We start from the raw sequence: 20,308 nt of genomic DNA on the forward strand, positions 1-20,308 counted from the left end.
TGTCCGAAGACACTTGGAACAGAGCTCGTTCCATAACTACATTTACTTCTCAACGCTTTCGCATTCAGAGATAACGCATTTCGGAACCAGATCCGGTTTCGGATCGGCGCCGCCTGCGCATCCCTTCCTTATTCCGTCTTCACTTGTCAAAGAGCGTGGAGACTTCCGCCTCCGTCAGACCCCGCCGCGTCACCGCCGCTAAAGCCCGTCCCCGTCAGGGGAGGCCGGCTTATATCTCGGTGCCGACCACACCGTCAACCCCTTTTTTTCGAACCACCAGAACTTTCCGTCCCAGCAATTCCGCGGAGTTCGTTGACCTCTCCGCGTTGTCCGAACCGCCCTTCCAGGCCGCTCGGGAGGCGAGGTTTCTACCCTTGGGCAAACCCTCCGTCAACCGTTTTTTTTCGGACCGTCTCGAAGTTTCCTTCGCTGCAATCCCGCCGAGCCGATCAACTTCCTCGCTTGGCGCCCCTGCCGGACCAGGTCCGTCGGGGAGGCCGCTTTCTACGCCCCGAACCGGGGTGCGTCAACAGCCTTTTTTACAAATTTGCGTCACTCTTCCGAAATGCGGCGGTGGCGTCGGATCACCCTTCCGTTATCGGGAAAGGGAGGCGGTCGCCGGCCGCATTCTGGAGATCCGCACCCGTCGAATTCGGCGCATGGCCGACGCTCAGGTGCGAACGAAAGGTTACCCTACTCCGCTTTGTCCGATCTGGCAACCGGACTTTACATCGGTGTCCCACACCGGACTTTACATCGGTGTTCCACACCGGACGTCACATCGGCGCCAGACCCAGGCGGGCGAACAGGCTTTTGTCCTGTCCGGGGGCGGCGTTCTTGGCGGTCAGCAGCTTTTCGCCGCAAAACACCGAATTGGCGCCGGCGAAGAAGCACAGGGCCTGCATCTCCTCGGTCATGCCCTCGCGGCCGGCCGACAGGCGGACGAAGGATTTTGGCATCATGATGCGGGCCACCGCGATGGTGCGGATGAAATCGAACGGGTCGGGCCGCTCGATTTCGGCCAAGGGCGTGCCGGGAATCGGGATCAGCAGGTTGATCGGCACCGAATCCGGGTGCTTGGGCAGGTTGGCCAGGGCGATCAGCATCTTGGCGCGGTCGTTCTGTTTCTCGCCCATGCCGACGATGCCGCCCGAGCAGACATGCAGGCCGGCATCCTGGACATGGCCCAGGGTATCGAGGCGGTCCTGGAAGTTCCGCGTCGAGATGATCTCTTCGTAATGCTCGGGGCTGGTGTCGAGATTGTGGTTATAATAGTCGAGACCGGCTTCCTTCAGCTGGCGGGCCTGTTCGCGCGACAACAGGCCGAAGCTGGCGCAGGTCTGCATGCCCAGCGCCTTGACCCCTTCGATCATCGCCAGGGCCACCTGGAAATCGTCGCCCTTGGGGCCGCGCCAGGCCGCCCCCATGCAGAAGCGCGACGCCCCCTCCTCTTTCGCCTTGGCGGCGGCGGCGATCACCTCTTCCACCGCCAGCAGCTTTTCCTTTTCCAGCCCGGTGGCGTAATGGGCCGATTGCGGACAATACGAGCAATCCTCGGGACAGCCGCCGGTCTTGATGGACAGCAGGCGGCTGATCTGGATGCGGTTGGGGTCGAATTCGGCGCGATGGATGGTGTGGGCCTTGAACAAAAGGTCCATGAACGGCAGGGCATACAGCGCCTCGACCTCTTCGACCTCCCAATCGTGCTTGAGGCCGCTTGGCTTCAACTTCGTCGCCGCTTGCGCCATTACCGCCGTACCTCCCGAAAAACCCTATTGGAATCAGGGCTATCGCCCTGGCTTGCGGGCCGAACAATAGTGCGGCGAACACCGGCTTTGCAACATCCGCGAAATGGGGCTAGAACACCGCCCCATGAGGAACCTCGACGAAACCATCGGCCGCGTGCTGGCCGACCTGGCCCAGGACGGCCGGCTGCGCAGCTTGCGCGCGGTCGAACCCATGGATGGCGGCCGCATCCGCATCGACGGGCGCGAGCTGGTCAACTTCTCGTCCAACGATTATCTGGGCCTGTCGCGCCATCCGGCCTTGATCGAGCGCGCCCGCCAATGGGCCGAGCGTTATGGCGCCGGCGCCGCCGCCTCGCGGCTGGTGACCGGCCACACCGCGGCGCTGGCCGCCATCGAGGAGAAGATCGCCGCCGCCAAGGGGGTCGAGGCCGCCCTGGTGCTGGCCTCGGGCTGGCAATGCAACGCCTCGGTGCTGCCGGCCTTGCTGGACAAGTCGTTGTGGGGGGCCGAGCCGCTGGTCTTCGCCGATCGTCTGAACCATGCCAGCCTGCATATGGGCTGCCAATCGGCCGGCATCCGCCAGACCCGCTTTCGCCACAACGACATGACCCATCTGGACGAATTGCTGGCCCGCAGCGCGCGCGAGCCGGGGCCGCGATTCATTATTACCGAATCGGTGTTCAGCATGGATGGCGACGCCCCCGACGTCGATCGTCTGGTGGCCCTGGCCGAGGAATGGGACGCCTTCTTGTATCTGGATGAGGCGCACGCCACCGGCGTCCTGGGCACCAACGGCTTCGGCCTGTCGGTCGGCACCCATGTCGATGTGTCGATGGGCACCTTTTCCAAGGCGATGGGCAGCTTCGGCGCCTATGTCGCCAGTTCGCGGGCGGTCAAGGACCTGCTGGTCAACCGCGCCTCGGGCCTGATCTATTCGACGGCGCTGCCGCCGGCGGTGCTGGGCGCCATCGACGCCGCCATCGACCTGGTGCCGGCCTTGGGCGCCGAACGCGCCCGCCTGGCCGCCCTGGCCGACAAGGTGCGCCGGGCCTTTGCCGCCGCCGACCTGGACACCGCCGGCTCGACCACCCAGATCGTCCCGGTCATCCTGGGCGACGAGGACCGCACCCTGAAGGTCGCCGCCCGGCTGGAACAGCAGGGATTGCTGGGCATCGCCATCCGGCCGCCGACGGTGCCGACCGGGACCGCACGCATCCGCTTCGCCCTGTCGGCCACCCACAGCGACGAGGATGTCGAGCGCCTGATCGACGCCACCATCCAAGCGGCGCGAGAGATTCCTTGAGACCCGTCGTTTTCGTCCACGGCTGGGGCTTCGACGCCTCGTTCTGGCAGCCGGTGGCCGAACGCCTGCCCGACTTCGCCAAAAGCTTCGTCGATCTGGGCTTTTATGGCGCGCCACACCGGCCGCGCGTCGATCATCCGCTGGTGATCGGCCATTCCATGGGCTTCGCCTGGGCGCTGGCCAACCTGGAGCGCCCGTGGGCCGGCGCGGTGTCCATCAACGGCTTCGCCCGCTTCACCCGGGCGCCGGATTTCATCTCTGGCCAGCCGCCGCGCCTGATCGAGCGCATGCATGCCCGCTTCGAAAGCGAGCCCGACAAGGTCACCGCCGAATTCCTGTCCCGCTGCGGCATCGAGGCCACCGACCTGTCCTCCATCCGCCCGCCCGCCTTGGGGCCGGCCCTGGCCTGGCTGGGCTCGTGCGACGAGCGCGCCCGGCTGGCCAGCCTGGATTGCCCGCTGCTGGCCCTGGCCGGCGCCCGCGATCCCATCGTGCCCGATTCCATGAGCCGCGATTCCTTTCCACCCGAGCGCCTGACCCTGGTCGAGGAAGCCGGCCATCTGCTGCCCTTGACCCATCCGGAATGGGTGGCATCGCGCATTCGCCTGTTCGCCGCCGGCCTGGGATGAAAGCGAAATCGCCATGAGCCGCAAGCGAAAGGTCGCCGACGCCTTCGCCCTGGCCGCCGCCACCTACGACCAGGCGGCCGAGGCGCAAATCAGGGCCGCCCGCCATCTGGCCGATCTGGTCGCCGCCTTGCCCCTGGCCGCCGCCCCGGATGTGGTGGAAGTGGGCTGCGGCACCGGCCTGCTGACCCGCCTGCTCAAACCGGCCATCGGCGGAAACTGGCTGCTGACCGACCTGTCGCCGGCCATGGTCGCGGCCGCCGCCGCCGCCATTCCCGACGCGGATCATCGGGTGATGGACGGCGAGCACCCCGACCTTGCCCCGCATAGCGCCGACCTGATCGTCTCGAACCTGGCGGCGCAATGGTTCCTGGATCTGCCCCAGGCCGTCGAGCGCCTGGCCGCCTGCCTGCGCCCCGGCGGCGTGCTGGCCTTTTCCACCCTGGCCTATGGCTCGCTGCGGGAATGGCAGGCGGCCCATGCCCGCCTGGGCCTGGAAGATGGCGTCGGCCCCTTCCCCAGCCTGGATGCCCTGCACGTCATGCTGCCCGATTGTCGGCTGACCTCGCAGGTCTTCACTGTCAACCATGCTGACGGCGCGGCCTTCCTGGCGGCGTTAAGGGCCATCGGCGCCACCGTCGCCGCCGAAGGCCATCGCCCGCTGTCACCCGGAAGTTTACGCAAGGTGATCAAGGCCATGGGTGCGCCGGCCGAAGTGAGCTACCATGTGGTCCATGCGGTTCTGTCGCGGGAGTAGGCCATGAAAGGCGTCTTCGTCACCGGCACCGATACCGGCATCGGCAAGACCCTGGTGTCGGCCTGGCTGGCCCAGCATTGGCGGGCCGATTACTGGAAGCCGGTCCAGACCGGCGCCGCCGAGGACAGCGATTCCGACACCGTTGCCCAGTTGGCCCCCGACGCCCGCATCCACCCGCCGGCCTATCTTTTCAAGGCGCCTTTGTCGCCGCACGAGGCGGCGCGGCGCGAAGGGGCCCGCATCGACCTGTCGGCGTTGGTCCCGCCCGCCGTGCCCGGCCCGCTGGTGGTCGAAGGGGCCGGCGGCGTGATGGTGCCGCTGAACGAGCTGGCCTTGATGGTCGATCTGATGGAACGCCTGAAATTGCCGGCTATCGTGGTGGCTCGCACGGCGCTTGGCACCATCAACCACACCTTGCTGACGCTGGATCTGCTGCGCCGCCGCCGGGTTCCTGTTCTGGGCGTGGTGCTGAACGGCCAAAGAAATCCCGGCAACCGCCAAGCCATCGAGCAATTCGGCGGCATCCCCATCCTGGCCGAGTTGCAGCCGCTGCTGGCCGTCACCGCCAAGGTGATCGCCGGCTTGCCGCCGCCGGCCTTCCCTGTGCCCGAGAGCTGAATGACCACCCTGTCCTATGATCAATTGCGGGCGCTGGATTCCCGCCATGTCTGGCATCCCTTCACCCAGGCCGCCACGGCGCCGCCGCCGATCCTGGCGCTGGGGGCCAAGGGCGCGACCATCTATGGCGCCGACGGACGCGAATATCTGGACATGGTGTCCAGCTGGTGGGTCAACCTGCACGGCCACGGCAACCCCGCCATCGCGGCGGCCATCGCCGACCAGGCCCTGCGGCTGGAGCACGTGATCTTCGCCGACTTCACCCACGAACCGGCGGCCCGGCTGGCCGCCCGCATCTGCCGGCTGCTGCCGGGCGACCTGGAGCGGGTGTTCTTTTCCGACGACGGCTCGACCGCCATCGAGGTGGCGATGAAGATCGCCCGCCAATATTGGAGCAACCAGGGAAGCGACCGCCGGGTGTTCGTCGCCTTTGACGGCGGCTATCACGGCGACACCGTCGGCGCCATGTCGGCCGGGCGCTCGTCGGGCTTCTTCGGCGCGTGGGAGAACATGCTGTTCCCGGTCGAGGTGGCCCCCTTCCCCGCCACCTGGGACGGCGACGATGCCGCCACCCGCGAGGCCCAGGCCCTGGCCGTGCTGGACCAGATTTTCGACCGAAACCGCGACCAAATCGCCGCCCTGATCATCGAGCCCCTGATCCAGGGCGCCGCCGGCATGCGGATGTGCCGGCCCGAGTTCCTGCAGGCGGTGGCGGCCCGCGCCCAGGCCGCCGGCACCTTGCTGATCTTCGACGAGGTGATGACCGGGTTCGGCCGCACCGGGGCGCATTTCGCCTGCCTCAAGGCCGGCGTGACCCCCGATCTGATCTGCCTGTCCAAGGGATTGACCGGCGGCTTCCTGCCGATGTCCCTGACGGTGGCGCGCGAAGAGATCTATCAGGCCTTCCTGGGCCCCGACATCGCCAAGGCCTTCCTGCACGGCCATTCCTATACCGCCAATCCGCTGGGCTGCGCCGCCGGGCTGGCCTCGCTGGACCTGCTGGAAGCACCCGATTGCCAGGGCCGCATCCGCGCCATCGAGGCCATCCATCGCCAGCGCCTGCCCGATCTGATGGCCCGCCACCAGCACCTGATCCAGCCACGTATTTGCGGCACCATCGCTGCCTTCACCCTGCCGGGCCAGGGCTATGGCTCGGCCGTCAGCGCCCGGCTAAAGAAGGACTTCCTGGAAAACGGCGTGCTGATGCGGCCATTGGGCGATGTTCTTTACCTGCTGCCACCTTATTGCATCGAGGATTCGCAGCTTCATCGCGCCTGGGACACGGTCGATTTCGTCCTGTCGCGGCTATAGGAGGGGGCCATGCTGCGCATCGAGGAAATCGTCGGCGCCATGGATGACGACTTTCGCGACGCGCTGGAAGCGCTGACCGACGAGCGTCTGGCCGAGCTGGCCGGCAACAAGCGGGCCTTGGATCAGTACCGCCCGGTCGGGGTGTCGCACACCGAGGCGATGGCGATGATCGCCTATATCCAGGAAATTCGCGCCAATCCGCCGCCAGAGCCTGTGCCGGAGCCCACGCCGGAACCGACGCCGGCGCCGACGCCGGAACCGACTCCCGAGCCCACCACAGCGCCGACACCCGAGCCGGAACCGGCGCCGACGGCGACACCCGCCCCTGCCCCCGTTCCATCGTCGTGCCCGGGCTTGCCGCCGGCATCCGCGGAGCCTTGGATCACGCCCGAGGGCGACGAAATCATCCCCGCTGCCGAACCCGAAGCGGACGCAACGAAACAATCCCCCCTGCCCCTTGGCGCCGCCGCATTGGCCGCCGGCCTGGCCGCCGCATTGCTGGCACTTTTCGCCCTCCGGTAATCGCCGCCACCGTGGCACGCCAGAACCTTTCGTGTATGCTGAAAACATCATGGTCCGCCGCCCGTTTTCCATTCTTCGACTGGTATTGGTCTTGGCCGTCATCGCCGCCGGGGTGGCATGGCTTTACCTGCAAAACGGCACAGTCAAGGTGGCGCTGGCCACCGCCCGGCCCGGCCCGGCGGTCGAGGCGGTCTATGCCACCGGCACGGTCGAACCGGAAAGCTGGGCCAAGGTCGGACCGCTGAGTGTCGGCCGCATCGCCGAGATGCTGGCAGCCGAGGGCGAGCGGGTCACCCAGGGCCAGAAGCTGGCCCGCCTGGACGACCGCGAGGCGGCGGCCAAGGTGGCGGAACTGGAAGCCCGCGCCGCCTATTGGCGCGAGGAAATGGGCCGCGCCCGCACCCTGGCCGACAAGGGCATCAAGGCCCGCGAGGCCGAACAGAAGGCCGCCAGCGAGTACAACCAGGTCACCGCCGCCATCGCCGCCGCCCGCCAGCGCCGGGCCGACCTGGTGGTGACCGCGCCCATCGATGGCGTGGTGCTGCGCCGCGACTTCGAACCGGGCGAGGTGGTCGGCACCGAAGCCACCCTGTTCTGGATCGGCGAGGCCCGCCCCTTGCGCATCACCGCCGACGTCGATGAGGAAGACATCGCCCTGGTGATGCCCGGCCAGAAGGTGCTGATCAAGGCCGACGCCTTCCCCGATGCCGCCTTGACCGGCCGCGTCGACCGCCTGACCCCCAAGGGCGACCCGGTCAACAAGACCTTTCGGGTCCGGGTCCGCCTGCCCGACGACACCCCCGTCATGATCGGCATGACCGCCGAGATCAACATCATCACCGCCGAGAAGGCCTTCGCCCTGCTGATCCCCGCCACCGCCATCTCGGCCAACGGCACGGTGTGGCGGGTGGTGGACGGCCGGGCCCAGCCGCACGTGGTCCGCCTGGGCATTCGCGGCCGCGACCGGGTCGAGGTTGTGGCCGGCCTGGCGGAAGGCGACGCTGTGATCGCCGCCCCGCCGACCGGCCTGAAGGCCGGCGACCGCGTCAAGGTGGAGTAAGGCCATGGCGCCCCTGGGCCTGGCCATCGCCGTGCGGCACCTTCTGCACCGCCGCCGCCAGACCCTGACCTCGCTGGTCGGCGTCTCGCTGGGGGTGGCGTTCTTCATCGGCATCGCCTCGATGATGCAGGGCTTCCAGCGCGACTTCGTCAACCGCATCATCGATGCCGCCCCCCACATCACCATCAAGGACGAATTCCGCACCCCGCCGCCCCAGCCGGTCTTCGCCGCCTTCCCCGACGCCGCCGTGCGACTGCGCGGCATCAAGCCCAAGGACGAGGTCCGGGGCCTTCGCGGCGCGCGGGCCCTGATCGACGCGCTGGAACAAATGCCCGGCCTGCACCTCGCCCCCACCCTTGCCGGCCAGATCCTGCTGCGCTTCGGGGCCAAGGACATCTCGGGCAACGTCACCGGCATCGTGCCCGACCGCGAGCGGCTGGTGACCAAGCTGGAACGCGACCTGATCGCCGGCTCGCTGGACAGCCTTTATACCGCCGCCAACGGCATCATCATCGGCGAGGGCATCGCGCTCAAGGCCGGCATCGGCATGGACGACATGGTGTCGGTGATCGCGCCGTCGGGCGTGCTGCTGCGCATGAAGGTGGTCGGCATCTTCCGAAGCGGCATCACGCTGATGGACAATTACGACACCTATGTCCTGATGAAGAAGGCGCAGGTGCTGCAAAACCGCCCCAACGTCATCAACCGTATCCGCATCCGCCTGGACGATGTCGAGCAGGCTGCCGACCTGGCCCGGGCCATCGAGGCCCGCTTCGGCTGGCGCACCGAAAGCTGGCAAGAGCAATCCTCGAACATCTTGTCGATCTTCGTCATCCAGAACGCCATCATGTATTCGACCGTCGGCGCCATCGTGATCGTCGCCTGTTTCGGCATCTTCAACGTGATCTCGACGGTGGTGTTCGAGAAGACCAAGGATATCGGCATCCTGAAAAGCATGGGCTTCCGCGACGAAGATATCCGCCGCATCTTCGTCTATGAAGGGCTGATCGTCGGCATCGTCGGCATGCTGATCGGCTGGGCCTTGGGCTATGCCATCGTCGAGTTCATGGCGTCGTTGCGCTTCAATCTGGAAGGCTTCGTCCGCGCCCAGGGCTTCGTGCTGTACCGCACGCCCAAGCATTATGTGATCTCAGGCGCCATGGCTATCTTCGCCTCGACCTTCGCCGCCTGGCTGCCGGCCCGGCGCGCCAGCCGCCTGAACCCGGTCGATATCGTCAGGGGCGCGGCATGAGCCCGGCCATCGAAGCCCGTGGCCTGACCCGCATCCTGCCCGGCCCGGTGCCGGTGACCCTGGTCGAGGCCATCGATTTGACGGTCCAGGCCGGCGAGTTCATCGCCATCACCGGGCCGTCGGGGTCGGGCAAATCGTCGCTGCTCTATCTGCTGGGCCTGTTGGACAAGCCCAGTTCCGGCACGGTGCGGCTGCAAGGCGACGATACCGGCGGCCTGGATGGCGACGCATTGGCCGACCTGCGGCTGGCCCGCATCGGCTTTGTCTTCCAGTTCCATTTCCTGCTGCCGGAATTCTCGGCGGCCGAGAACGTCGCCATCCCGATGCGCCGGCTGGGCGCATTGCCGGAAAAAGCCATCCGCGCCCGCGCCGACGAATTGCTGGAGGGTTTGGGCCTGGCCGAGCACCGCGCCAAACTGCCGGAACAGATGTCGGGCGGCCAGCGCCAGCGCGCCGCCATCGCCCGCGCCCTGGCCAACGACCCGGCCCTGATCCTGGCCGACGAGCCGACCGGCAATCTGGACACCGCCTCGGCCCATCTGGTGTTCGACACCTTCCGCGCCCTGGCCCGCGACCAGAACCGCACCATCATCGTCGTCACCCACGATGCCGAACTGGCCGCCACCGCCGACCGCCGCGTGCATCTGGTCGATGGGAGAATCGTGCCATGAGCCGCAAGCCCAAGGGTCCGTCGCCCGAAGACCAGGCGGCCGCCGAGTTGGCACATGAATTGTTCTCGGATCTGGGGCCGATCCGGCTGAAGCGGATGTTCGGCGGCGCCGGCCTTTATTGCGGCGAGCTGTTCTTCGCCATCATCGTGGACGGGGTGCTGTATCTGAAAGGTGACGGCGAAAGTGCCGACGATTACCGTGCGGCCGGATCGGAAGCGTTCACCTGGCACAATCCGAAGACCGGCAAGGATGTGACGATGAACTTCTTCACCCTGCCGGAAGAAGCGGTCGATGACGCCGATACCGCCCTGGACTGGGGGCGAACAGCGCTGGCGGCAGCACGGCGTGCGGGGATGAGGAATGGTGGGCAGTGAGGGGATCGAACCCCCGACCCTCTCGGTGTAAACGAGACGCTCTACCGCTGAGCTAACCGCCCGAAACAAAAGACGCCGGCCGTCGATCCAACGGCCGGCGATCCCTGAAAATCCGAATTTACTGCACCGAGTCCTTCAGGCCCTTGCCAGCCTTGAACTTCGGCTGCTTCGAGGCGGCGATGGTGATCTTGTCGCCGGTACGCGGATTGCGGCCTTCCGAGGCGGCGCGTTCCGACACCGAGAACGTGCCGAAGCCAACCAGACGAACTTCGTCGCCGCCCTTCAAGGCGCCGGCAATGGCGTCAAACACACCGTCGATGGCCTTGGCCGAATCGGCCTTGGTCAGGCCCGAATTGGCCGCAACCGCATTCACGAGATCGTTCTTGTTCACCTGAAGCCCCCCTATTTGGCTGATCCGGTATCCACTGCGGACGATCGGCCCGCGGAATTCAAGTACGGCAGTCTAATCGCGTCGCTCGTCAAAGGTCAATCGAGAATGCGCTTGCGAAAGGCGGATTTCCGCCATTTCCAAGCAAAAACCGCCGGGGTTTCCCCCGGCGGCTTGGCAAGAAACATCAGACTTAAGGTCCAGACCTTAGTGCGTAGTCACCACGCCAACCTCGGTCTTCTCGCCATCCTTGGCAACCTTGGCCGGTTCCTCGGGCTCTTCCCACTCGATCGGCACCGGAATGCGGACCAAAGCGTGCGACAGCACCTCGTCGACGGTCGAGACCGGGATGATGGTCAGCCCCTTCTTGACGTTGTCGGGGATCTCGGCCAGGTCCTTCTCGTTCTCCTGCGGGATCAGCACGGTCTTCAGGCCACCGCGCAACGCGGCCAGCAGCTTTTCCTTCAGGCCGCCGATGGCCAGCACGCGGCCGCGCAGGGTGACCTCGCCGGTCATCGCCACTTCCTTGCGCACGGCGATGCCGGTGATGGCCGAAACGATGGCCGTGCACATGGCGATACCCGCCGACGGGCCATCCTTGGGGGTGGCGCCTTCGGGGACGTGGACGTGGATGTCCTTCTTCTCGAACACGGTGGGCTTGATGCCCAGCCCGACCGAGCGCGAGCGGACATAGGACCGGGCGGCTTGCACCGATTCCTGCATGACGTCGCCCAGCTTGCCGGTATGGGCGAAGCTGCCCTTGCCCGGCATGGTCACGGCTTCGATGGTCAGCAGCTCGCCGCCGACCTCGGTCCAGGCCAAGCCGGTGACGGCGCCGACCATGTCCTCCAACTCGGCCTCGCCGAAGCGGAACTTGTGGATGCCGGCATACTTTTCCAGGTTCCGGGGCGTGATCGAAACCTTGGCCTTGCCCTTCGACACGATCTCGGTGGTCGCCTTGCGGGCCAGGTTGGCCAGCTCGCGTTCCAGGTTACGCACGCCCGCTTCGCGGGTGTAATAGCGGCACAAATCGCGGATGGCGTCGTCGGACACCGACCATTCGCCCTTCTTCAGGCCGGCCGCCTTCATCACCTTTTCCAACAGGTGGCGCTTGGCGATCTCCACCTTCTCGTCCTCGGTATAGCCCGACAGACGGATGGTTTCCATGCGGTCCAGCAGCGGCTGGGGCATGCGCAGCGTGTTGGCGGTGGTGACGAACATCACGTCGGACAGGTCGTAATCGACTTCCAGGTAATGGTCGTTGAAGGTCGAGTTCTGCTCGGGGTCCAGCACCTCCAAGAGAGCCGAGGACGGGTCGCCGCGCCAGTCGGCGCCCAGCTTGTCGATCTCGTCCAGCAAGAACAGCGGGTTCGACGACTTGGCCTTCTTCATGCCCTGGATGACCTTGCCGGGCATCGAGCCGATATAGGTGCGGCGGTGGCCGCGCACCTCGGCCTCGTCCCGGACGCCGCCCAGGCTCATGCGCACGAAATTGCGCCCCGTCGCCTCGGCGATGGACTTGCCCAAGCTGGTCTTGCCCACGCCGGGCGGGCCGACCAGGCACAGGATCGGGCCCTTGACCTTCTCGGTGCGGGTCTGCACCGCAAGATATTCCAGGATGCGTTCCTTGACCTTGTCCAGACCGTAATGCTGGGCGTTCAGGATGCGCTTGGCGAGGTTGATGTCCTTCTTGACCTTGGTCCGCTTCTTCCACGGAATCGACAAGATCCAGTCGAGATAGTTGCGCACCACGGTCGCTTCCGCCGACATCGGGCTCATGGACTTCAGCTTCTTCAGCTCGGCCATGGCCTTTTCGCGGGCTTCCTTGGACAGGCGGGTCTTGGCGATCCGCTCTTCCAGCTCGGCCGCTTCGTCCTTGCCGTCGTCGCCCTCGCCCAGTTCCTTCTGGATCGCCTTCAGCTGCTCGTTCAGGTAATACTCGCGCTGGGTCTTCTCCATCTGCCGCTTGACGCGGTTGCGGATCTTCTTCTCGACCTGCAGGACCCCGATCTCGCCTTCCATGTAGGAATAGACGCGCTCGAGCCGCTCGGCGATGGTTTCCAGTTCCAGGAGTTCCTGCTTCTCGGCGATCTTCAAGGACAGGTGCGAGGCCACCGTGTCGGCCAGCTTGCCAGGGTCCTCGATCTGGTTGACCGACACCAGCACTTCCGGCGGAATCTTCTTGTTGAGCTTGATGTACTGCTCGAACTGGCCGACCACCGAGCGCGACAGCGCCTCGAGCTCCTGGGTCTCGCCGACGCGGTCCTCTTGGACCTCGGCGATGGCCTGGAAGAAGGAATCATTGTCGGTGAAGCCGGTGATCTTGGCGCGCTTGCCGCCCTCGACCAGCACCTTGACGGTGCCGTCGGGCAGCTTCAGCAATTGCAGCACGGTGGAAACGGTGCCGACACCGTAGATGTCGTCGGTGGTGGGCTCGTCCTGGGCGGCGTTCTTCTGCGCCACCAGCAAGATCTGCTTGTCCTCGCGCATCACGTCTTCCAGCGCGCGGACCGACTTCTCGCGGCCGACGAACAAGGGGACGATCATATGCGGGAAAACGACGATGTCGCGCAGCGGAAGAACCGGATAGACGTCGCCGTGGGGATTATCGACCATGATGCCTCTTTGGTCAGGGGCCCGGGGTACCAGGGCCAATTTAGAATCGCTTTAAGTTAACAAGATGGTCGGATTTTCTGACCCGTCAAGAGCAAGGGGGCCAACTCGCCCCCTTGATCCCGATCGTTCAAGCCGTGGACCCCACGTCTTCCCGGCGTTCCGAGTAGATGTACAGCGGCTGGGCGTGGCCTTCGACCACTTCCTTGTTGACCACCACTTCTTCGACCCCGTCCATGCCCGGCAGATCGAACATGGTGTCGAGCAAGATGCCTTCCATGATCGAACGCAGGCCGCGGGCGCCGGTCTTTCTGGCGATGGCCTTGTCGGCGATCGACACCAGGGCATCGTCCTGGAACGACAGCTTGGTATCCTCCATCTCGAACAGGCGCTGGTACTGCTTGACCAGGGCGTTCTTCGGCTTGGACAGGATTTCCACCAGGGCATCGACATCCAAATCGTCCAGGGTGGCCAGCACCGGCAGACGACCAACGAATTCGGGGATCAGGCCGAACTTCAGCAGATCCTCGGGCTCGACCTCGCGCAGGATTTCGCCGGTGCGGCGTTCATCGGGACCCCGCACCTCGGCACCGAAGCCGATCGAGGAGCCCTTGCCGCGGCTGCCGATGATCCGTTCCAGCCCGGCGAAGGCGCCGCCGCAGATGAACAAGATGTTGGTGGTATCCACCTGCAGGAACTCCTGCTGCGGATGCTTGCGGCCGCCCTGGGGCGGAACGCTGGCCACCGTGCCCTCCATGATCTTCAGCAAGGCCTGCTGCACGCCCTCGCCCGACACGTCGCGGGTGATGGACGGGTTGTCGGACTTGCGGCTGATCTTGTCGACCTCGTCGATATAGACGATGCCGCGCTGGGCGCGCTCGACATTGTACTCGGCCGCCTGCAGCAGCTTGAGGATGATGTTTTCCACATCCTCGCCGACATAGCCGGCCTCGGTCAGGGTAGTGGCATCGGCCATGGTGAACGGCACGTCGAGGATGCGCGCCAAAGTCTGGGCCAACAGGGTCTTGCCGCAGCCGGTCGGGCCGATCAGCAAGATGTTGGACTTGGCGATCTCGACCTCGTTGCCTTTGGCGCCATGCTGCAGGCGCTTGTAGTGGTTGTGCACCGCTACCGACAGCACCTTCTTGGCATGTTCCTGCCCGATCACGTAATCGTCGAGGACGGTACGGATGTCTTTGGGCGTGGGGACTCCGTCACGCGAACGGACCAGCGTGGTCTTGTGCTCTTCGCGGATGATGTCCATGCAAAGCTCGACGCATTCATCACAGATGAAGACGGTCGGCCCGGCGATCAGCTTGCGCACCTCGTGCTGGCTCTTTCCGCAGAACGAGCAGTACAGGGTGTTCTTGGAATCGCCGCTCGTGGACTTGCTCATCGATGCTCCCTTAAGACAGCGGCAGGGCTTTAACAGCTCATGTTAGCCGCTTGCGCCCGCCGCAGACAACGAAAATCCCGCCGACGCCACCGGCGCCGGCCCGGGAATACGGTATGGACCGGAGATCAGCCTTCCGACTTCGGCGCATCATCCTCGCCCACAGCCGGGCGGGAGCTCACCACTTCGTCGATCAGCCCGAATTCCTTGGCATCGGTGGCGGTCATGAACTTGTCGCGTTCCATGGCCTGCTCGATCACCTCGAGCGGCTGGCCGGTGTGCTGGACGTAGATATTGTTCAGACGCGCGCGGATCGACAGGATTTCGCGGGCATGGATCTCGATGTCGGTGGCCTGGCCCTGGAAGCCGCCCGACGGCTGGTGCACCATGATGCGGGCGTTGGGCAGGGCGAAACGCTTGCCCTTGGCACCGGCGGTCAGCAGCAGCGAGCCCATCGAGGCCGCCTGGCCCAGGCACACCGTCGACACTTCCGGGCGGATATATTGCATGGTGTCGTACATCGCCAGGCCCGAGGTGACCACGCCACCCGGCGAGTTGATGTAAAGCGCGATGTCCTTGGTCGGGTTTTCCGATTCCAGGAACAACAGCTGAGCACAGATCAGGCTCGACATCTCGTCGAACACCTGACCGGTCAGGAAGATGATGCGTTCCTTCAGCAGACGGGAATAGATGTCGTAGGCGCGTTCGCCACGATTGGTCTGCTCGACCACCATCGGGACCAGGGTGTTCATGTAGAGGTCGATAGGATCTCTCTCTCGCATGGTCTTTCCTTCTTGACGTTCTTGGCGGATGGCGGCGCCGGAAATGAATGGGGCGCGGGTCGAAACCCGCGCCGCCATAGAATGGGGGGGAAATCCCCCGAGCGCAAGAGAGGCGCTTCCTTAAAAGAAGCGCTCCCTAGGCCTTATTCCGCCTTTTCGGCGGCCTTCTTCTTCGGAGCGGCCTTCTTCTTCGGCTTGGCCTCGGCCTCGGCGGCCGGAGCGGCCTCGTCGGGGTCCTTGCGCAGGTCGGCGGCCGACACCGGCACGTCGGTCACCTTGGCCAGTTCCAGGATGAAGTCGATGACCTTATCCTCGAAGATCGGCGCGCGCAGGCCGTTCAGGGCCTCCTGGTTGCTCTTGTAGTACTGGAACACCAGGTGTTCCTGACCGGGATAGCGGCGCGCTTCCTCGATCAGGGCCTTGTTCAGGTCGTCCTGGGTGACGGTGATCTGGTTCTTCTGACCGACATCGGCCAGCAGCAGGCCCAGGCGCACGCGGCGTTCGGCCAGCGCGCGGTAATCGGCCTTCAGGGTGTCCTCGTCCTTGCCCTCGTCCGAGGGATCGACGCGGCCCTGCTCGCGGTCCTGGCTGATCTGCTTCCAGATCGCCTCGAACTCCTGCTCGACCATCTGGCTCGGCACCTGGAAGTCATGGCCGGCGGCCAGGGCGTCCAGCAGCTTGCGCTTGACCTTGGCGCGGCCCATGGCGTTCAGCTCGCGGCCGATTTCGTCGGTGATCGCGGTCTTCAGGGCGTCCAGGCTGTCCAGGCCGACCTTCTTGGCCAGGTCATCGTCGATGTCGGCGGCCTTGGCGGCGCGGACTTCCTTGACGGTGACCTCGAACTCGGCCGGCTTGCCGGCCAGCTCGGCATTGCCGTAGCCCTCGGGGAAGCTGACCGACACCACGGTCGCCTCGCCGGCCTTCTTGCCGACCAGCTGCTCTTCGAAGCCGGGGATGAAGGTGCCCGAGCCCAGCTTCAGCTGGTAATCCTCGGCCGAACCACCCGGGAAAGCGATTCCGTCCTGCTTGCCCAGGAAGTCGATCACCACGATGTCCCCATCCTTGGCGGCGCGCTTGACCGGCTCGCTGGCCTCGTGGCGCTGGGCCAGGTTCTTCAGGGTCTCGTCGACCTCGTCGGCGGGAATCTCGGCCTTCTCGCGTTCCAGGGTGATGGTCGAGAAGTCCATCGGGGTGATGTCGGGCAGCACTTCCAGCGACACCGCGAATTCCAGGTCGGTGCCCTCGGCATACGAGGTGATCTCGACCTTGGGCTGCATGGCCGGGCGCAAATTGCGCTCGCCGATGGCCGACTGCACGCCGTCATTGACGGCGGTTTCCAGCACTTCGCCCATGATGGCGGCGGCGTATTTCTGCCGCACGATCTTCATCGGCACCTTGCCGGGGCGGAAGCCCGGAAGCTTCACCGTCTTGGCGATCTCCGCCAGCCGATCCTGGGTGCGCGTCTCAATCTGCCCCGCGGGAACGACGACCTTGAATTCGCGCTTCAGGCCGTCAGCATTGGTCTCGGTTACCTGCATCACTTGTCGCCAATCGATCCAATCGTTTCACAAACTCCGGCAGCACCGCCTTGGGTCGCGGGTTTTCGCGCTCACTGGTGCGGGCGAAGGGACTTGAACCCCCATGGCCTAAGCCGCTGGAACCTAAATCCAGTGCGTCTACCAGTTCCGCCACGCCCGCGCCGAATGCGCGCGCCAGCCAATGGCCAGCCCGCCGGAAGCGGTGTCTATAGCACGTTCGAAGCGCCTGTGACAGGGCTTAGACACCCAAAAAAACACCTGCCATTCATGCTTGGAATCGGTTCAAAACAACTAGTGTCGAGAATCCTCTGATGCTACCTTCGCCGCAATGTCGATCGGACTTGGGGAAAGATCCGCTATCGGCACATGAAGTGATCGGGGGATGAATTATGGATCTGGACCGCGCCGGCCGCTTGGCCTTCCTGAAGATCGATGACGAGACGTGCCGCACTCTGCGTGAGTTCCGCGACGTCTTGGCCAAGCATGTCGATGGCGTGCTGGACGAATTCTATCGTCACGTGATGGCCAATGCCGCCACCGCCGCCAAGTTTCCCGATCCGGCCCGCATCACCCACGCCAAGGCCATGCAGAAGAAGCATTGGATGGATTCGGTGTTCGCCGGCAATTTCGACGATACCTATTTCGCCAAGGTCACCGAGATCGGCCAGATCCACCAGCGCGTCGGCCTGGAACCCCGTTGGTACACCGCCGGCTATTGCTTCGTGTTGAACATGGTGTTCGGTCTGGTGGCCGAGGTCTACCGCAAGCGCCCCGAGCAGGCCGCCCGCGTGCTGACCGCCGTCAACAAGGCGGCGTTCCTGGACATGGACCTGGCCACCTCGGTCTATATCGAGACCAACACCGCCGCGATCATTGCCCGCGAGCTGGGCGCCAAGGCCGATGCCTTCGAGCGCGACGTCAAGGGCGTGGTGCAGCAGGTCGCCTCGGCCGCCACCCAGATGGAGGCGATCGCCCAGACCATGGCCGGCAATGCCGAGGAGACCTCGGCCCAGTCGACCACCGTCGCGGCGGCCGCCGAAGAAGCCACCACCAACATCCAGACCGTCGCCGCGGCGGCCGAGGAATTGTCGTCGTCGATCTCGGAAATCAGCCGCCAGGTCTCGACATCGGCCAGCATCGCCTCGGGCGCCATGGACGAGGCCAACCGCACCAACGACATGGTGCAAAGCCTGGCCGAGGCCGCGGCCAAGATCGGCCAGGTGGTCAAGTTGATCAACGACATCGCCAGCCAAACCAACCTTCTGGCCTTGAACGCCACCATCGAAGCGGCCAGGGCCGGTGAGGCCGGCAAGGGCTTCGCCGTGGTCGCCCACGAAGTGAAAAGCCTGGCCACCCAGACGGCGCGCGCCACCCAGGAAATCGGCGCCCAGATCGCCGCGGTGCAGAACGCCACCCGCGACGCCGTCAACGCCATCGGCGGCATCGCGCGGACCATCGGCGAGATCAACGACATCGCCGGCTCGATCGCCGCCGCCGTCGAGGAACAAGGTGCCGCCACCCAGGAAATCGCCCGCAACGTCTCGCAGGCGGCGCAGGGCACCCAGGAAGTGACCGGCACCATCGCGCGGGTCTCGGCCGCCGCCTACGAAACCGGCAACGCCGCCCGCGAGGTTCTGTCCTCGGCCAGCGACCTGTCGAAGAACGCCGCCGTGCTGGAAAGCCAGGTCGACCAGTTCGTCCGCGGCATCCGCGAAGGCTGAGCCCGCGCGAAAGACGAAGGGGCCGCGATCCGTCGAGAGGCGTTGGGACTAGGTGTGGCAACCTAAGCGGGGTTCGCGCGTAGCCGAACGGAAAGGGGAGCACCCTGGGCCACTCTTGGCATGGTCGCCGCAGTCAGCCGGCTGGCTGCGGCGGACCCGCAACTGCCGAAATAGTCTTTCGAGGTTGTTGAGGTCCTGCGCGTCGGAAGGCTACTTCGGCTTGTTGGCCCCAGTGAAATCGATCCCCGCTTGGAAATCGAACCTCCGCAGCGCCTCTTTCACCTTTGGGCCTTCACAGGTCTCCTGCGCAATGACTGCCGCCATTGATTTGTCGATCTGGCCATAGCGTTCCTTCATCGCCTGGTCGATCCGCTCGGGCGTCCAATCAGGGCGCAGCTGTTGTATCCGAAGGGACGCATTTATGGTGACGATCTGAAAGTTCACCAAAAATTTGGTGAGCTTGTCCTCCTCAGGCTTCACACACTTGCTGGCGATTGTGTTGGAAACCGAGAACTGGTCCCAGATGGTCAGAATGTCGGGACCTTGCTGCTGGGCGGAAGCAGGCGCCGCCATCACCCCAATCCCCACAGCAATATAAAGCGCCCGCATCTTCAGCCCCCCTGATTGCCGAGCCGCCAGCATAGGATGGACACAACCCGATGCAAAGGGCTGAATCCAATTTTCAATCGATGGCGGTGGGCACCAAGAAGAAGAAGAAGCCAGCGTCGAACTCCGAGGGTGATACAGCTAACCGCGAAACACACTTAGTCCCAACGGCTCTCGATCCGTCGCGGCCCCTTATTTTATTTCAGCAGCAGAACCAGCATGACCGTACCGAAGAAGATGCGGTACCAGGCGAACGGCGCGAAGCCGTGGCGGCTGATGAAGGCGATGGCGCCCTTGACCACCACCAGGGCGGTCAGGAAGGCGGCGACGAAGCCCAAGGCGATCAGCCCGACATTGTCGAAAGTCAAATCGGCGCGGTTCTTGTAGATCGAATAAGCCGTCGCCCCCAGCATGGTGGGGATGGCCAGGAAGAACGAGAACTCGGCTGCCGCCTTGCGGTCGACGCCCACCAGCATCGCCCCCATGATGGTCGCGCCCGAGCGCGACACGCCCGGAATCATGGCGATGCACTGGAAGAAGCCGATCTTCAGGGCCAGCGGCAGGGGGAAATCCTCGACGGCGTGGTGACGCGGATGCTTGTTGATCCGTTCCAGCACCAAGATCAGCACGCCGCCCACCACCAGCGCCACCGCCACCACCACCGGCGAATCCAGCAACGCCCGGATATGCTTGTAGGCGACCACGCCGATGGCCATGGCCGGCAGGAAGCCGACCAGGATGTTGCGCACGAAGGCGGTGGCCGCCTGGTCGCGGCCGATACCCACCGCCGCCCCCCAAAGGCGTTGCCAATAGACCACGCACACCGCGCCGATGGCGCCCAGCTGGATGACGATCTCGAACGCCTTGCCGGGCGGCCCCCGGAAGCCCAGCAGGTCGCCGATCAGGATCAGGTGACCGGTCGAGGATACCGGCAGGAACTCGGTCAGTCCCTCGACGATTCCCAGCAGCAGGGCTTGCAAGATGATATCCATGGTGGAAAGCGGGCTCCGTTGGTCGTTGACGGC

The 20,308-nt window shown here is 65.1% G+C and carries 19 protein-coding genes and 2 tRNA genes; 11 read left to right on the plus strand and 10 right to left on the minus strand.

Annotated elements, in window-relative coordinates; genetic code table 11:
* Positions 1-776: 776 nt before the first annotated feature.
* Entirely contained in the window at positions 777-1,748 is a 972-nt protein-coding gene (bioB, locus tag MTBLM5_RS11190; RefSeq protein ID WP_173976205.1) for a biotin synthase BioB, read from the minus strand.
* 124 nt (positions 1,749-1,872) lie between these two features.
* On the opposite strand from bioB, the gene MTBLM5_RS11195 reads away from it, so the two are divergent.
* The 10 genes from MTBLM5_RS11195 (at position 1,873) to MTBLM5_RS11240 (ending at position 10,242) form a co-directional block, all read left to right on the plus strand.
* Positions 1,873-3,051, plus strand: coding sequence for an aminotransferase class I/II-fold pyridoxal phosphate-dependent enzyme (locus MTBLM5_RS11195; RefSeq protein WP_173976206.1), 1,179 nt, complete (start codon positions 1,873-1,875; stop codon positions 3,049-3,051).
* The gene (locus MTBLM5_RS11200; protein WP_173976207.1) at positions 3,048-3,680 is read left to right on the plus strand and encodes an alpha/beta fold hydrolase; all 633 of its coding nucleotides are present in this window, start codon (positions 3,048-3,050) and stop codon (positions 3,678-3,680) included. Before MTBLM5_RS11195 ends, MTBLM5_RS11200 begins: the two co-directional genes overlap by 4 nt.
* Before the next feature lie 13 nt (positions 3,681-3,693).
* Positions 3,694-4,434 carry a methyltransferase domain-containing protein gene (locus tag MTBLM5_RS11205; RefSeq protein WP_173976208.1) on the plus strand — a complete coding sequence of 247 codons (741 nt, stop codon included), beginning with the start codon at positions 3,694-3,696 and terminating at the stop codon, positions 4,432-4,434.
* Positions 4,435-4,437: 3 nt separating this feature from the next.
* Positions 4,438-5,052 carry a dethiobiotin synthase gene (bioD, locus tag MTBLM5_RS11210; RefSeq protein ID WP_173976209.1) on the plus strand — a complete coding sequence of 205 codons (615 nt, stop codon included), beginning with the start codon at positions 4,438-4,440 and terminating at the stop codon, positions 5,050-5,052.
* Positions 5,053-6,363: an adenosylmethionine--8-amino-7-oxononanoate transaminase gene (gene bioA / locus MTBLM5_RS11215; RefSeq protein ID WP_173976210.1), complete on the plus strand. Its 1,311-nt coding sequence runs from the start codon at positions 5,053-5,055 to the stop codon at positions 6,361-6,363.
* Between the two features lie 9 nt (positions 6,364-6,372).
* Entirely contained in the window at positions 6,373-6,885 is a 513-nt protein-coding gene (locus MTBLM5_RS18740) for a hypothetical protein (RefSeq protein ID WP_217425016.1), read from the plus strand.
* A gap of 91 nt (positions 6,886-6,976) precedes the next feature.
* Positions 6,977-7,945 carry an efflux RND transporter periplasmic adaptor subunit gene (locus MTBLM5_RS11225; RefSeq protein WP_254431004.1) on the plus strand — a complete coding sequence of 323 codons (969 nt, stop codon included), beginning with the start codon at positions 6,977-6,979 and terminating at the stop codon, positions 7,943-7,945.
* A 4-nt stretch (positions 7,946-7,949) separates the two neighbouring features.
* Complete coding sequence (locus tag MTBLM5_RS11230; protein ID WP_173976212.1) at positions 7,950-9,197, plus strand: ABC transporter permease; 1,248 nt, start codon at positions 7,950-7,952, stop codon at positions 9,195-9,197.
* Positions 9,194-9,868 carry an ABC transporter ATP-binding protein gene (locus MTBLM5_RS11235; RefSeq protein WP_173976213.1) on the plus strand — a complete coding sequence of 225 codons (675 nt, stop codon included), beginning with the start codon at positions 9,194-9,196 and terminating at the stop codon, positions 9,866-9,868. Before MTBLM5_RS11230 ends, MTBLM5_RS11235 begins: the two co-directional genes overlap by 4 nt.
* Positions 9,865-10,242: a TfoX/Sxy family protein gene (locus tag MTBLM5_RS11240; protein ID WP_173976214.1), complete on the plus strand. Its 378-nt coding sequence runs from the start codon at positions 9,865-9,867 to the stop codon at positions 10,240-10,242. The genes MTBLM5_RS11235 and MTBLM5_RS11240 overlap by 4 nt, the downstream gene beginning before the upstream one ends.
* Here the strand turns inward: MTBLM5_RS11240 and MTBLM5_RS11245 are convergent.
* From MTBLM5_RS11245 to MTBLM5_RS11275, 7 genes are all read right to left on the minus strand, one after another.
* A tRNA-Val gene (locus MTBLM5_RS11245) sits at positions 10,230-10,304 on the minus strand. The genes MTBLM5_RS11240 and MTBLM5_RS11245 overlap by 13 nt on opposite strands.
* Positions 10,305-10,360: 56 nt before the next feature.
* Positions 10,361-10,633, minus strand: coding sequence for an HU family DNA-binding protein (locus tag MTBLM5_RS11250; RefSeq protein WP_068502764.1), 273 nt, complete (start codon positions 10,631-10,633; stop codon positions 10,361-10,363).
* 204 nt (positions 10,634-10,837) lie between these two features.
* On the minus strand, positions 10,838-13,246 hold the full coding sequence (lon, locus tag MTBLM5_RS11255; RefSeq protein WP_173976215.1) for an endopeptidase La: 2,409 nt from the start codon (positions 13,244-13,246) through the stop codon (positions 10,838-10,840).
* 127 nt (positions 13,247-13,373) lie between these two features.
* On the minus strand, positions 13,374-14,639 hold the full coding sequence (clpX, locus tag MTBLM5_RS11260) for an ATP-dependent Clp protease ATP-binding subunit ClpX (RefSeq protein ID WP_173976216.1): 1,266 nt from the start codon (positions 14,637-14,639) through the stop codon (positions 13,374-13,376).
* A gap of 125 nt (positions 14,640-14,764) precedes the next feature.
* Entirely contained in the window at positions 14,765-15,418 is a 654-nt protein-coding gene (gene clpP, locus MTBLM5_RS11265; RefSeq protein ID WP_068502824.1) for an ATP-dependent Clp endopeptidase proteolytic subunit ClpP, read from the minus strand.
* 143 nt (positions 15,419-15,561) lie between these two features.
* Complete coding sequence (tig, locus tag MTBLM5_RS11270) at positions 15,562-16,956, minus strand: trigger factor (RefSeq protein WP_173976217.1); 1,395 nt, start codon at positions 16,954-16,956, stop codon at positions 15,562-15,564.
* Positions 16,957-17,031: 75 nt separating this feature from the next.
* A tRNA-Leu gene (locus MTBLM5_RS11275) sits at positions 17,032-17,116 on the minus strand.
* A gap of 229 nt (positions 17,117-17,345) precedes the next feature.
* Here MTBLM5_RS11275 and MTBLM5_RS11280 point away from each other — a divergent pair.
* A complete protein-coding gene (locus MTBLM5_RS11280) occupies positions 17,346-18,677 on the plus strand; it encodes a globin-coupled sensor protein (protein ID WP_173976218.1) in 1,332 nt (443 codons plus the stop codon).
* Positions 18,678-18,887: 210 nt separating this feature from the next.
* On the opposite strand, the gene MTBLM5_RS11285 is transcribed toward MTBLM5_RS11280, so the two are convergent.
* Both MTBLM5_RS11285 and MTBLM5_RS11290 read right to left on the minus strand, forming a co-directional pair.
* The gene (locus MTBLM5_RS11285) at positions 18,888-19,286 is read right to left on the minus strand and encodes a hypothetical protein (RefSeq protein ID WP_173976219.1); all 399 of its coding nucleotides are present in this window, start codon (positions 19,284-19,286) and stop codon (positions 18,888-18,890) included.
* Between the two features lie 194 nt (positions 19,287-19,480).
* A complete protein-coding gene (locus MTBLM5_RS11290; protein ID WP_173976220.1) occupies positions 19,481-20,275 on the minus strand; it encodes an undecaprenyl-diphosphate phosphatase in 795 nt (264 codons plus the stop codon).
* Positions 20,276-20,308: the final 33 nt, after the last annotated feature.

The organism is Magnetospirillum sp. LM-5, assembly GCF_902729445.1.
Classification (GTDB): Bacteria; Pseudomonadota; Alphaproteobacteria; order Rhodospirillales; family Magnetospirillaceae; genus Magnetospirillum.

Bases quoted from the DNA above. Each gene is read 5' to 3' on its own strand.
- bioA (WP_173976210.1), top strand. From the start codon at position 5,053: ATGACCACCCTGTCCTATGATCAATTGCGGGCGCTGGATTCCCGCCAT.
- MTBLM5_RS11285 (WP_173976219.1), bottom strand. From the start codon at position 19,286: ATGCGGGCGCTTTATATTGCTGTGGGGATTGGGGTGATGGCGGCGCCT.
- MTBLM5_RS11205 (WP_173976208.1), top strand. From the start codon at position 3,694: ATGAGCCGCAAGCGAAAGGTCGCCGACGCCTTCGCCCTGGCCGCCGCC.
- MTBLM5_RS11235 (WP_173976213.1), top strand. From the start codon at position 9,194: ATGAGCCCGGCCATCGAAGCCCGTGGCCTGACCCGCATCCTGCCCGGC.
- MTBLM5_RS11290 (WP_173976220.1), bottom strand. From the start codon at position 20,275: ATGGATATCATCTTGCAAGCCCTGCTGCTGGGAATCGTCGAGGGACTG.
- bioD (WP_173976209.1), top strand. From the start codon at position 4,438: ATGAAAGGCGTCTTCGTCACCGGCACCGATACCGGCATCGGCAAGACC.
- MTBLM5_RS11240 (WP_173976214.1), top strand. From the start codon at position 9,865: ATGAGCCGCAAGCCCAAGGGTCCGTCGCCCGAAGACCAGGCGGCCGCC.
- lon (WP_173976215.1), bottom strand. From the start codon at position 13,246: ATGGTCGATAATCCCCACGGCGACGTCTATCCGGTTCTTCCGCTGCGC.
- MTBLM5_RS11280 (WP_173976218.1), top strand. From the start codon at position 17,346: ATGGATCTGGACCGCGCCGGCCGCTTGGCCTTCCTGAAGATCGATGAC.
- bioB (WP_173976205.1), bottom strand. From the start codon at position 1,748: ATGGCGCAAGCGGCGACGAAGTTGAAGCCAAGCGGCCTCAAGCACGAT.
- MTBLM5_RS18740 (WP_217425016.1), top strand. From the start codon at position 6,373: ATGCTGCGCATCGAGGAAATCGTCGGCGCCATGGATGACGACTTTCGC.
- tig (WP_173976217.1), bottom strand. From the start codon at position 16,956: ATGCAGGTAACCGAGACCAATGCTGACGGCCTGAAGCGCGAATTCAAG.
- clpP (WP_068502824.1), bottom strand. From the start codon at position 15,418: ATGCGAGAGAGAGATCCTATCGACCTCTACATGAACACCCTGGTCCCG.
- clpX (WP_173976216.1), bottom strand. From the start codon at position 14,639: ATGAGCAAGTCCACGAGCGGCGATTCCAAGAACACCCTGTACTGCTCG.
- MTBLM5_RS11195 (WP_173976206.1), top strand. From the start codon at position 1,873: ATGAGGAACCTCGACGAAACCATCGGCCGCGTGCTGGCCGACCTGGCC.
- MTBLM5_RS11230 (WP_173976212.1), top strand. From the start codon at position 7,950: ATGGCGCCCCTGGGCCTGGCCATCGCCGTGCGGCACCTTCTGCACCGC.